This window comes from Prosthecobacter sp., from assembly GCF_044226605.1.
GTDB lineage: Bacteria > Verrucomicrobiota > Verrucomicrobiia > Verrucomicrobiales > Verrucomicrobiaceae > Prosthecobacter.
Genome location: NZ_JBGAGS010000001.1, coordinates 273492 through 288407, shown reverse-complemented (window position 1 = coordinate 288407; position 14916 = coordinate 273492). Strand labels below are relative to the sequence as shown.

Below are 14916 nucleotides of genomic sequence, written 5' to 3'. Positions count from 1 at the left end.
AACCAGTCCTCCAGCGGCATCTCCCTGGCGGTGACCGGTTATGGCACGGTCAATGTGGACCGTCCGTCGGCCAATACTGGCAATCAAATCCAAATCGGCGCACTGTCTGTGGCCAACAACACGCTGACGCTCTCGGGCGGGAACAGCTACTCGCTCAAAGTCGCCGGCACGACGACGCTTGGCGGTGCTTATGCCAATGTGAACACCACCACCGGTGGCGCCAGCTTCCTTGAACTGGCCGGCCCCATCACCGGTGCGGGCGCCCTCAACAAGTTCGGCGGTGGCACCACCACTTACGGCACGCTGCGCATCTCCAGCTCAGGCAACACCTACAGCGGTGGTACCTTTGTACAGGCCGGCGCGGTGCAGGTGACCACGACGGCAAGCGGTGCGCTCGGCACCGGCCCTGTCAGCGTGCTGCCCGGCGCGGCGCTCCGCATTGCTGGCAACGGCAGCCTTGGCGGTGTCTCCAGTCTCTACCTCGACAGCCAGATCAACAGCCTCTCTGCCCTTGTTCTCGACACGGATTACAATCCTGGCACCGGTCTGAATTCGATCATCAAGGCGAGCGGCGGCTTCGGTGCGGTTCTTCAACTGGCGGTCCCTGAGTGGAATACGCCGCTGAACATGGCCAGCTACGGTGACGGCACCTGGTTCCTCGGGGGCTACGGCTCGACGGAAATCCAATATGTTGCCCCGACGCTTGGCGTTGGTGCGGGCAATGTTTACCGCCTCGGGGCAAGCACTGGCCCCAACCTCGCCTTCACGGGCTCGGACAATGTTCTGGGTTCTGCCAGCGGTGCCACCACGGCCAGAGTCATCATTGGTTCGATGCTGGGCAACATCAACGGCCTGACCACCGGCAGCGGCGGCGTCATCTTCCGCAACTCCAATGACTACACCGGTGGCACCAGCATCTACAGAGGCTCCACGGTCACTCTGGACACGGGATCTACATCCACCCCTCTGGGCACCGGAACCGTTGAAGTCTATGGTACTCTGCAGCTGGGCGGACCTGGCGGCTTGAACAGTCCTTCATTCTTCAACTCCATCCTCAATGCCAACAGCAACGTCATCCAGCTTCGCCCGGGTGGTGCTCTGACCATCACCGACCAGATTGGTGCGGTGGCGGATGGCCAGGGCCGCTGGGCGGATGCCACCGGCCAGGATCTGAACGGCGCCACCTTCCGTTACAACGGCGCAGCCAATGCCCAGTCCTATGAAAAGGTGGGCACGCTCACCGTGAGCAAAGGCTCCACGCTTACAGTGATCCGGGCTGCCGGCGCTGGTTCGGCTGCTTTTGAAGCACAGGATTTCTCACGTGTTTCAAACGGCACGTTGAGCCTGACCCACACGGCACTCACGCTCGGCATTCCGACCAGCGGGGTGTCCACCGCGTTTGAGCGCATCATTCTCACGAACGGTCTTGCCAGCATTGGTGCGCGCGGCGGAAGCACCACCAACGGCACTGGCGTGACCAACGGCGGGATGGTGGCACCATGGATCGTTGATGCGACCGAAAACAGCTTCGTGGGCTATGATCCGATGGGCATTGGGTCCGGCTTCCAGGCGCTGCTTAGCACGGGCTCTGCGGCAGCAGGACAGATCGAATACAGCGCTCGCATGACGGGCACGGGCACTTTCACCACCGGCCTTGCCTCGAACTCGATTGTTGATGTCAGCGGCGGCGCGCAGACCTTGGGCGACAATCCGAACGTGTACGCCCTGCGCACCAACCAGAACATCACCGGAACAGCAGCCTTCAGCAATCTGACCATCAGCAGCGGCGGCCTGCTCTTCAACAACACCTCCGGCACTGCAACGATCAGCGTCGCGCAGACAGCATCCACCTCTGTGTCTGCGATCACTCTGCCGATGAACCTCATCTTCCCAGGTGAAGCCATCATCTACACGGCGTCTGGCGGTACTGCTCAGATCAACGCCCAGATCACGGCGACCGGACTGACCAAGTTTGGCGCCGGCACTCTGCTGCTGACAGGCGCCAACACCATCACCGGACCGGTCACCTTGAACCAGGGCACGCTGTCCCTGGCCACTGCTGTGGTGAACTCTGGGCTGGCCGCTCTGAAAACTCCGACCAATGGCCAGGCGCTGATCATCAACGGCGGTGTGCTCGTTCTTGACAGCCTCATCTCCAATGATGCGGGTCGTGACTCCCAGATCGCCAGTGGCTACCGCGTCACCGGCGACCTCCTTAGCGCTGTGACCGTCAATGCCGACGCCACCATCACGAACAACAACAGTGGGGTGATGCAGCGGATCGGATCTCTGACGATTGCCGACCTCGGTGCCAACTCTCCGATCTTCCTGAACTTCTCGCAGAACGGTGTCACCGTCACCGGCACCACCACGCTGGGGGCGAACAGCAACATCATTGGCAGCAGCTTTGGCACTGCCAATCAGACCATCTTCGAAGGCACAGTCGTCGGCGGCGCCAACGGCAAGCTTATCAAGGTGGGCAACGGCGGGCTGATGTTTGCCAATGCCGCCAACACCTTCGGCACTGCCGGCCAGACCAGCCTGGAAGTCTGGGCATCCACGCAGAACACTGCCACCAGCCTCATCGGCAGCACGACGCTCACGGGCACTCCGTTCGGCGCGGGCGACGTCAACCTCCTGCCTGGCACGCTGATCCGCCTTGCGGATGCGAGCAACATCGCCTCTCAGAAAGTCACCTCAAACAGTGACAGCTACGGCTACTCCGGTGTGTCCTTTGGTTACAACAACAACGGCACGAAGCTGACCCAGGCCAACATCCTGAGCCTGCTGACCACCGCCGGTGCGACCAATGGCAAGGTCCAGTTGAACTCGACGGGTCCTGCCCTTGGCGTTATCTCGCTCGACAATTCCTGGCAGTATGGCGCCCTCGACCTCGGTGCCATGGAACTGGCCCTTAACGGCGGCTCCAGCGGACCGAAGCTCTGGCTCGGCACCTCGATGAGCGGAGTCAACAACCAGCTCTACTTCAACCCAACGCTGGGAGCCTCCACGGATGGCGTTTACCGCTTCGGCGGCGGCGGCAACCAGGGTACTCTGCAGATTGGCGCGGGTGCGTTTGAAAACGTCCTTACCGGAGCCACCTCCGTCCAGGTCGGCGCCACGGTTGGCGGAATCGGTTACGACAGCCAGTCGGTCATCAATGGCAACTTCAACCTGACGCTCATCAACCGGAACAACTTCTCCGGAGACACGTGGGCCAACCGCGGAACGAGCCTCAACATCTCCAACAACTTTGCCCTCGGCACGGGCAACCTGGTGATCAACCACACCAGCAGCACCGGGGTGAACATCGGTCAGGCGGCGGAAGGTGCGGTCAGCGCAGGCGGCATCAGTCTTTTCAACAATGTGAATCTGGTCGGCGATTTCCGCACTGCGGGCGCCAACTTCGTCCTGCGTGGCAATGTGAATCTTGCCCCGAACGGTGTTGCAGCCACCCGCACGATCGAAAACACCGCGGAAATGAGCATCCTGGGTGTCATCAGCGGTGCAGGGAGCAACCTGATCAAGACCGGGGCCTCCGCCTTGGTGCTGAACGGCATGAACACCTACTCCGGCACCACGACGCTTAATGGCACCGGCGGTCTCTTCGTCGGCAACAGCGTGATGAACAACACCAACGGCGCCCTGGGCAACAGCGACACTCCGCTGGCTGTGACCACCGCGGCCTCGACACTTGGCCTCAGCGGTCAGGTGAACTTCGGACGTGACCTGATCCTCAACACGACTGCGCTGACGGTTCTGGGCAACTCCATGTACACTGCGCGCTTCAGCGGTGGCACCAGCCTCATCACCGGCAGCACGCTCACCATCCAGTCCCTCACCACGGGCCGCATTGAAATGGCAGGCGCGATCACGGGCCCTGGAGCGCTGGCCGTGGGCAGTGCCGCAGCCACCAGCTCCGGTGTGGTGTATTTCGGCGCGGATGCCAGCGGCTACTCGGCCAACACCTTCACGGGTGGCACAACGCTGAACAATGCACGTGTCATCATCGGCGCTGACAGCTATTATACTGGCACTGCGGCCATCCCGACCGTCGTCAGCAGCCCGTTCGGCACCGGAGCCCTTACTTTCGGCTCCGGCAATGCAAACGGGGGCACCTTGATCGGATCGAACGGTGTGAACCGGACCATTGTGAATGCTCTCGGCGCTCTCTCTACTGGGGCTGCCCTGCCGATCACCTTCGAAGGGCGCGGCAACCAGGTGTACAGCAACACAATCGCGGTCTGGGACGTGAACTCGAATGCCGCTCTGCAAAACCGCCAGTTCGTCGTCAACACCACCCAGGGCATCATTGAATTTGATGCCAGCATCACCTCCAGCGGTGCTGGTGGTGTCGCCCTCTTCAAGCAGGGACCGGGCGTGCTGGTGCTCACCGGCAGCAACGTGGCAGCCTACAACAAGACCACCGCCGACGGTAGCTACGGCACGTCCTGGGCCGTTGACGCAGGTCAGCTGCGTGTGACTGCGGATGCCCAGCTGGGTGATCCGACCCTGAGCCTTGCCGTGGGCTCCACCGCCCACCTGGTGGCCGGCCTCGCTGCGGATGTCCGCCTGCGTGGCGGCGTGCTTTCCATTGGCGGTTCCTTTACCACCTCTCATCAGCTGATTCAGACGGTTGCCAGCACGATCGAAGTCTCCAGCGGCAGCACCTTCGGTGAAGCGCTGCCGATCACGGGTGCCTTCGGCCTGACCAAGATTGGCGGCGGCACGCTGGTGCTCAACTCCACCACCAACGCCTTCACCAGCCTGACCATTGGCAGCTTCGTCGGTGGTGGTGCTACGGTGACGACTGCGATGGGTGCGATTGCTGGCCAGCAGCCGTTCGGCACTGGCACGGTGACCTTGGGCGGCGGCACGCTGCAGATGACGGCCGTGACAGGCACGGCACCCGCTGGTGTGACCGTCGGCACGACCCAGGGCGCGGTCAGCTACATCCTCAATGTGAGCAACTCCTCGGGCATCGTTCCCGGCATGACGATCACCGGCACAGGCATCGCCGCAAACACGGTGGTGACGGCGGTCAACGGCAACAACATCACTCTGAGCGCACCCACAACGGCGGCAGCTACCAATGGCACGACTCTGACCTTCGGCATTGCCAACCAGGCGCTGACGGTCACCGGCCTCACCTACAATGGCGGCAGTGTGCAGGCGCTCAAGGGGCTCTCAGGCGGCGTCACCACGGTGACTTCGGCCCTGACGGCCACAGCGCTCACGCGCGGCACCAACGGCATGCTGACAGTCATCAGCTCCAATCTGACCTCCGACCTGGGAACGAATGAAAAATTCATTCCAGGCGCCGCATTGGGCAACACCAATGGCATCCTGACGACGCCATCGATCGTCGGTCTTGGCCTGAACGACGGCAGCCTGAACTTCCTGCGTTATGTGGATGCGACGAGCGGCCTGGCATTGAACAATGCCACCACGGTCGGCACGCTGGGCGCCTCTGCCGCCACCTCCCTGGCGGACATCAGCAGTGTGCAGGCGGTGGCCGGCAGCACTATTGATGTGCTGGCCCTGCGCACCAACAGCAACATCACTGCCACCAATGGCACCTCCCTGCTGCGCATTGCCAGCGGCGGCTTGATCATGAACAACGGCCTGAGCGCCGCTCCCGTCATCAGCAGCAATCTGCGCTTCGGCACCGGTGCCACAGCACAGGAAGCCCTGGTCTTTGTCAGCGGTGGTCAGACGGGCAGTTCAGTCCTTTCCGGCAATATTGAAGCCACCGACTTCACCAAGGCTGGCCTTGGCACCCTCCTTCTCTCGGGCACCGCGAACGTGATGGCTCCAACCGCCACCCTGTTCCGCAACCTGACCATCCAGGAAGGCACCCTGATGTTTGCCGCCCAGAGCGCCGTGCCTTCCGGCGGTCTGATCAACCTCGTCGTCAACAATGCGGGTGTGTTTGATCTCAACAGCCAGAACATCTCTGTCGGCGGCCTCGCTGGCACGGGCACTGTCACCGGCACATCAGGCAACCTTACGGTCAACGCCGGACTTGGCCAGGCCACCACCTTCTCCGGAGTCATCACCGGCAGCGTCGGCCTGACCAAGACTGGAAACGGCACCCTCACTCTGAGCCAGCCGATCAACAAAGACGGAGCACCGCTCGCCAGCACCTACACCGGCGGCACGGTGATCGGAGTCGGTCGTATCACCAGCGCAGTGGCGGCCAACTCCTCGCTGCCTACGGGCACATCCAGCAGCCTGATCGTTCGCAACACGCTTGCACTTGGCACCGGCGGTGTCTCGCTGCAGGGGGGGGCCCTCGACCTCGCGGCGGTCACCGGCAACGGCTATGTGACCGGCGAACTCGTGGACGGCATCAACGTGATGCAGTTTGGCGCCGGCAGCGGCCTGAACATCACCGTTCCCGCGCTCAACAGCGGTGGCCAGGCAAACACCACCTCCGCGCTTTCCACCAGCACCGCACCGGTCGCCTGGAACATGGTCAACAACGTCATCCTGAATGCACCTGCACTGACATGGACAGGCGGCCAGGGCACCAACGTCTTGATTGGCGGCACGCTTGATTTGAGCGCCAATGCCAACTCCAACGTCATCCTGAACACGCCAACCGCTTCCGGCACCGTCGGCGGCAACGGCGTGATCTCCGGCCAGATTTTGGCTGCGAACCAGACCCTGACCAAGATCGGCGGAGCCACGCTGTTCCTGACGAATGGCCGCACAAGCATGCTGCCGGATGGCAGTGCCGATCCGCTGGGCCAGGGTGCCAACAAGGTGGGTGCCTGGCAGATCATGGCGGGAACTTTGGAAGTGCGCACTTCGGGCAATGCTCTCGATCCGTTTGGCGGCACCAACGCCAGCGCGCTGGTGGGCAGCCTCAACGGCATGGCCTACAGCAATGCCTCCATCACGCTCAATGGTGCCACCCTCAACATCCGTAATGATGGTGACAACACCGCCGACATGCAGGTGCTGACCTCCTTTGCCAACAACAGCCTGACCATCGGCTCCACCGCCGCCATCGGCAGCAGCTACATTGGCAGCACCAATACCACCATCAGCCTGGACCGCCTTGCAACGGCCACCTCCAACAAGACCGTCCGCTTTGGCGATCTGAACTTCGGCGGCCCGCTGGGGACCGCCTTCCTGACGGTGAACACCGCCAACAATTACAGCATCGCGTTCAACAGCGTCACCATGGTACGGAATGGCTATCTGAGTTTGGGCGCGAACAACCCGAATGCCACGGTCAATGGCGGAATCTCCGGCGATGGAACGCTGTATAAACAGGGTGCTGGCAATTTGTACATCAACAGTGACAACAGCGCCGGCTGGCAGGGTGGCACGGTGCTCAACGGTGGCATCACCTTCTTTGGGGTGTTTGAAGGCAACATGGCCGCCCTGAGCGACACGGCTGCGGGCCTGGTCCCCGGACTTGTGGCCAATTCCAACCTGGGCCGCGGTAACATCTTGGTCCAGCCGGGCGTTGCCCTGCAGTTCAACAGCCTGAACAACATCGTCTCCGGCTGGACTGGCATTGTTGATCTGCGCAGCAACCTCATGGCAAGCTATGGCATCCTCCGCATGGCGGCGAATGCTCCGCTGTCCTCTTTCAACCTTCGGATCGGCAGCCTCGGCGGACCGCAGAGCACCTCCTGGTACGGCCTCGCGGGTGGCAACGGCTTCAATGGCGGCGGCAAGAATCCAGGCGGCGCCGTCATTGCTTTGAACACGGTTTACAACCAGGTCATCAACCTGATGAACATTGGTGACGGCACTGCCTTCCTCGGCTCGACCACCAACGGTGTGGGCCTGAACGGCAGCTACAATGCCTCCACCCTTGGTTACGGCCTCGGCACCACCTACCGCCTCGGCAGCGGTGGCAGCACGCTCTATGTCGGCAGCGACATGGCCAGCAACAACATCCTGACCAATGGTCTGGTGCGCGACGCCAGCCTCATTGTTGGCATGATCCACAGCGCGCTGAACGTCGATACCCTCACAGGTAGCAATGGCCGCGGCACGGTGGTGCTGCTGACCAATAACGACTACCGTGGCTCCACCACGGTGAACCGCGGCAGCGTTCTGGACTTCCGCGGCACTCTGGCCTCGAAGAATTACGATGTCTGGGGCACCATCATCGCGGGTGGTCTGGGCGGCACGTTCCTCAATGCAGCCGGCACCGACAGCATCTTCAATGCATCCGGCGGCAGCTTTGTCCTGCGTCCAAGCTCAGAACTGCGGTTTGATTACGCCACCGGTCTGCTGGCCACCAGCAGCCTGGAAGGCTACGGCGGCCAGGGCCGCTGGCTGAACACGCAGGGCGTGACCCTTGACTCCGCCACACTGCGCCTGCTGGGCAATCGTGACATCGAAGTGACTGAAACCGTCGGTGATGTCACGGTGAAGGGCTTCGGCCAGCTGCTGGTGCAGCGTGATCTGCTGGACCGCACCGTCTCCCTCGTGGTGGGCGGTGGCTCCGGAACCGATATCAACCGCACCTTGAACCGCACCGTCAATGGTCTGGCCATCACCGGCAACAACGCCACCCTGCAGATCAACGAAGCCAATGGCAGCCAGATCGGCAATGACGAGCGCATCAAGCTCTTCTCGGGGCTCGGTGCCAACGGCATCGCCGCACTCGGTGGAATCACCAACGGCATGCTGGCTCCGTGGATGGTCAATGCCACCGACGTTCAGTTCCTCACCTACACGGCCGCCAATGGCTTCGTGAATGCTGGCTTTGACGCCACCCGCTCCGGTCTGATCACCAATGGCACCGCGGTGGCAACCGAGCGCACCTTTGTCAATGCAGCTGCCACGATCAACGGCGCCGGCGGCACGGTCCTCGACACCTATGCGCTGCGCATGGATGCCAACATCACCTTCGCCAACAACACCACCGCCGCAGCGACCGACCTCATCCGCCTCCAGAGCGGTGGTCTCATCACCAACGGTGCGGTCAGCCTTGTGCCAGGCCTGGATGTGGGCCCCACCGCCAAGGAACTCGACATCTACAACAACAACACCTTGGTCATCGGCAATATCTTGACTCAGGCTGCGTCCTCCACCCAGCCAGGGATGACCCCGGGCACCACCGGTCAGATTGTCAATGCCACCAATGTGGTGAAACAAGGCGGCGGCACGCTTCAGATCGACTCGCCGCAGGCCAGCTTCAACGGCAACTGGATCATTAACCAGGGCAACCTCACTTTCCGCGCTCCTGCCACAGGGACCACAGCCTTTGCGGCTGGAAACCTCGGCGGTACGGCCACCCTGGCGCAGATGAATGCGGGCACCAACGGTCTGGTCGTCTTGAACAACTACAACACCACCCTGAACCTTGCGTCCGATGTCGGTGCGGTCGTCACCAGCACCTTCACCAGCACCTCGGGTTCCAGCTCCATCACGGTCACCAGCGTCACGGGTCTGGTGGTTGGCCAGCCGATCGCTGGCAACGGCATCCCTGCCGGAACCTACATCGGTTCGATTGCCGGCTCCGTCATTGGTCTTGTGAATGCCACGGGAGCTGCGGTGACTGCCACCGTCACCCAGGCCTCCGCCACCAACAACAATTTCGTCGCCAATGCTGGCGGTGTGGTGAACCTCACAGGCGTTACCACCTCGACCGGCACCACGGTCACGGTGGCCAGCACCGCCGGCCTTGTTCCTGGCATGGTGCTCTATGGCCTGGGTTCAGCCGGTCTCACCGTCACCCAGATCACCAGCCCGACCACCTTCACCATCAGTGCCGTGCCTGCCGCGACCTTGACGGGTGGGCAGCTCACAGCGGTGGTTGGCACCACCACCTTCAATGTCGGTCTGGCCATTGGTGAAGGTGTGGCGCAGGCCATTCTGACCGCCAACCGCGTCGGTGCGAATACCGGCATCACTTCGGGCAACCTCGTCATGGCGGGTGGCATCCGCTTTGGCGGCTCTTCGGGTGAGCAGGGACAGACACTGTATGTGAACAATCCGACCGGCAGCACCACCTTCAACGTCCTTGCGCGGGGTGGTTTGGATCTTGGACCCGGAACCATCGATGGCAACCCGGCCTTCGCCTTCATCAACACCGGTGCCAATGGCATTGCCACCACCCTTAGAATTGACGGTCAGGTGACTGGCGGGGCGACTCTGGTGAAGACCGGCGGTCAGACTCTGGAACTCAACAACGTCAGCACCGGCCTGCTGAACACGAACTCCGGCGGCATCCAGGTGCAGCAGGGTACGCTGACCATCCGTGGTACCAGCGTGGGCGTGCCGATGACCGGCGCCACGGTTGCGGCCAGCGCCACTGTCACTGTTCCTTCGACGACAGGCCTGGTGGTAGGCATGCTGGTGTCTGGCCCTGGCATTCCTGCGGGTTCCACCATCCAGACCATCCCCAACGGCACGACCTTCACCATTGGCTCGGCGGCCACCGCCCAGACTGGTCCACAGACGCTGTTCTTCTTCGCTGCCGGTTCTCTGAACTCCTTCGCCAGCGGCAATCCGAACGTGCTTGGCAACTCCAGCACGATTGTCGGGGGAGTGACCACGACCGCCCTGTTTAATGGCGGCATGGGCACGGGAGCGCTGACGCTTTGGGGCGGTGCCACCAACTTCCGCCTGGACGTCGGCACCAATGACAGCACCCGCCAGCGCTTCTGGCTGGGCAACAGCGCCACAGGCAACAGCCTCATCGTCAACGGCAACTCTTCGCTCACCATTGACCGCAACTCCGGCTCTTACTCGAACAAGCACCTGGCATTCAGCGACATGACGATCGGATCGACCACCCTTGGCGTCACCAGTGGCAACTATGTGCTCGAAATCAACGGTGGCACGACTCTTACCGGCACTCCGGTGCTGAGCATTACGGGCGGCCAGATGCTGCTTAACGGCGCCATCACCGACGGCGGCACCGGCCAGGCAATCATCAAGAACGGCGGCAGCGATCTGTGGCTGAACAGCAGCTCCAGCCTCTTCGGCGGCCTGTATGCGGGCACCGTCGGCACCAATGGCCTCGGCATCGTGGTCAATGGCGGTCTGCTTCGCTTTGGCGATGTGAGCAGCGAAAACCCGACGCTGAATCTGAACACCATGCTGCGTGGCAGCCAGATCCGCATCAATCCGACAGGCAACATCTTGATTTCCGCCGCTGGCGGCGCGACGCCAAATCTGACCTTCGCCGCCGGACAGATCGTCCAATACAGTGTGAATCCGCAGCTGTCCTTGTTCCGTGTGAACAACGCCAGCATCACCGGTGCCAACCTGCAGAGCTGGCTGTCGAACGACTCCAGCGGCGTGATCGCCCTGAACGTGAGCAACGCCAATGCGATGGATCTGTCCGTCATTGGCAACGGCCAATACTTCCTTGGCGCAGTCGCCGCAGTGAACTACACCGGCACGACGCTGGGCGTGGGCGCCGGCAACCTCTACCGCATCGGTGGCGGCGGCAACACGCTTACTGTCACCAACGGCGTACTGGCCGGCTCCGGCAACTCGGTCATCGTCGGCACCCAGGGCGGCAATGGCAACAGCACGGTCGTCCTCAATGCCGTGAACACCTACACTGGAACCACGGTCATCAGCCGCAACAATACGCTGCGGTTCACGGCTGCCTCCTCTGGCGCCAACAGTGCCCTCGGCACCGGCGGTCAGGTGGATGTGTATGGCCAGCTGCAGGCGGAAAACGCCGGCACGTTCCGCAACTCGGGCGGCACCGCCAACCAGAACGCGATTGTGCTGCATCCAGGATCGATTCTCCGCTTTGAAAACAACGTCACAGCGCAGAATTTCAACCGCTGGGATGACAACACGGCGATCGATCTGAACGGCGCCCAGCTGCAGATCAACTCCCTTGGCAGCGCACCGGCTTTGACCAACGTGGAAGCCGTGGGTGCCATCACCTTCCGGAAGAACGCTGTGATCCAGGTGGCTGCAACGGCCAACGGATCCGTGGGCCTGCAAACTCCGTCTCTGACCCGCAGTGGCGCGGCCACCCTGCAAATCACGACCACCGCAGGGACCCTTGGAACAGGAACCCTGGCGACTCTCAACCACAGCAATCTCCTTGTGGGCGGCGGCGCGGCTTCGATCACCGGTGGAAGCCTCGTCAATACCATCCTGCCCGCCTATTACATCAATGGCACGGACAACACTTTCGTGACTTATGGTGCGAATGGCTTCACCAACGCCACCTACACCTCTGGCTTCTCTCTCACGACCGGCGCGTTTACCACCAACGGCAACGGCACACAGATCGTCGATATCAGCACGGCGGGGATGACACTGACGCAAGACCAGAGCATTTATGCCCTGCGCACCAACCAGAGCATCAGCCCAGGGTTTGGCCAGATCAACACCATCACCTTTGCCGATGGCACAACGGATGATGACCGCGGTGGTCTGCTCAACACCGGCACACCGACCATTTCGGTGAATCTGAAGTTCGGCACCAACGGCAACAAGGAAGCCATCTTCTACAATGCCGGAAACCTGACCATGAGCGGCGACATCTATGCCGGCAGCATCACGAAGTTCGGCGGCAGCGCTCTCATCATTGCCAAGGACCAGACCACGGCTGCCCGCGGCACCGGAAACGGCTTCGGCGGCAATTGGGTGGTGAACCAGGGAACACTGCAGTTCAACACCTTCGGCGGTGGCGGCGACGGCGGCAGCATCACGCTGAATGCGAACGGCACCACCTCCGGTGCAGGAACCACACTCCAGCTCAGCGCCACCAGCGGCAGCACGCTGACCGGTCAATACAGCTTCGGCCGGATCATTGTCGTGGACAATGCGCTGATCAATGTGGACCAGGGCGCGGACGACCGCACGGTGAACATCAACGATGTTGAGATCAACTCCACCGACACCACCGGGCTGTCGCCTGCTCGTGTGCGCTTCACCCTGAACCGCAACCGCAGCATGGTGAATGCCGGAACGCTCTATCTCTCGGGCACCGGTGCCTCCATCCTGGACGTGAACGCCACTGGCACGAACAACCAGATCACTTCGGGCGCCACCACCGGCATCTCCTTCACCGGCCTGTCCGGCAGCCAGAACCTCATCAAGTGGGGCAACGGCTACGCCTTCATCGGCGGCGACAATTCCGGGTACACCGGCAACACCGTCATCGAACAAGGTGCGCTGGCGGTGACAAGCGCCAACGCCCTGGGATCCGGCTCGCTGACAGTGCGCCGTTATGGCATCCTCGACATCATGACCACCGGCTTCACCAAATCCGCCACTTACGAAGCGGGTTCCATCGAGCGCTGGAGCATGGACAACGCCCGCAGCGGTGCCATCAACCTGGGTGGTGCCTCCCTGCAGGTGAACGCCGACCAGTTCAGCACCAACGCCACCGTCACCCTGAACGGTGGTTCCATCGAGGGCTTCCTCCGCTCTGATGACCTGATCAGCGGTGCATCGGGCGCCGTGTTCCGCACCCTGGGTTCGGGAGTGAGCGTCGTGCTCGCAGGCAATTCCTTTGTGGGACAGAATTACCTCACGGACGGGCCGAACGGCACGGACAATGGCCGTGCAACGGACGGCAGCCCTGGCCTTGGCCAGCCAGACGTCAACAACAACAGCGTGCAGAACGACTCCGCACGTGGCGTCATTCTGGAAATCAAAGGCAACATCAGTGGTGCCGGCAGCCTGACGAAGCAGAGCGGTGACACGGTGATTCTTTCCGGCAACAACACCTACACGGGCGGAACCAACATCGTGGATGGCACGGTGCGCCTGAACTCCAGCACGGCCCTCGCACAGGGTGGCGATCTGAGCACCAACGGACGTGGTGTTCTGGACTTGGGAGGCTTCAACGCCAACGTCAAACAGCTGACTGCGGCGGCTACGACCGGAGCCTTTGTGAGCAGTTCTGGCTTCATCACCAACTCCGCCACCACCGTGAACACCCTCACCGTGGGAACGGGATCCACCGCTGATTACACCTACGGTGGCGTAATTCAGAACAATGTGGCTGTCACCAAGACGGGGACAAACACCATGACTCTCACCAATGTGAACACCTACCTGGGGAACACGCAGATCAACGCCGGTGGCGTCACGCTGGGAGCCAATGCTTCCATCGACGACACCCCATGGATTGGCATGAACACTGCCACCACGCTGGATGTGAGCTCCAAGGGTGGAGCTGGCTACACCTATGATGGTGTCATCAGCGGCGGCGGTGTCGGAGCCCTGAAGGCTGACAACGGCAACCGTGCGACGATCGTGGGCAACTTCGTGGTGGGAGATTCCACGGGCAGCGTCGGTTCGGTCGGCAGCATGTCTCCTGGCAATTCCAGCGTCAATACTCTGGCTACGGCGGGAGATCAGGTCGGCCATATCAATGTCACCGGCAATCTGACCTTGAGCGGAGCCATCACTGGAACCACGACGAACACGACCCGCCTGACTCTGCAGGCCAACACACCCACGACGAATCTCTCCGCCCTCGGCTGGGATGGAAGCACCGACATCACCACCTTCATCAATGGCCTTTCGACCGGAACGGCCGACCAGCAGGGTGCGCTGAACGGAACCTTCGGCAATCTCACCGGCCATGACTACGTCAATGTCGGTGGCACGCTGAATGTGAACTCCCTTGGAAACATCGTGGTGACGCACACCGCAGGGTCCATTGGTGGCGGCGATGTCTTCAATCTCCTCGACTGGAGCTCAGTGACCGGCTTTGGGTCCTCCTACGGCACCGGATTCTTTGTCGGCAGCAGGACTCAGGATGGCACGGCGTTGCTTTCCACACAGGATCTGCAGCTCGCCACTCTCGGCTCGGGTCTCCTTTGGGACACCAGCCTCTTCGCCAGCTACGGTGTCTTGATCGTCGTCCCAGAGCCTTCCAAGGCGCTGTTCCTCATGTTTGGCCTCCTGGGCCTCATGCTGCGCCGCCGCCGCCGCTCCGGCGTCTGCTAG

Annotated in this window: 1 protein-coding gene (cut by a window edge); it reads left to right on the top strand. The window is 62.0% G+C overall.

What is annotated here, in order from left to right; genetic code table 11:
• Positions 1-14916, top strand: the final stretch of a protein-coding gene (locus tag ACILSO_RS01070; RefSeq protein WP_395735497.1) for an autotransporter-associated beta strand repeat-containing protein. The gene continues 27702 nt to the left of window position 1, outside the view; only the last 14916 of its 42618 coding nucleotides appear in the window; its start codon lies off the left edge, out of view; the stop codon is at positions 14914-14916.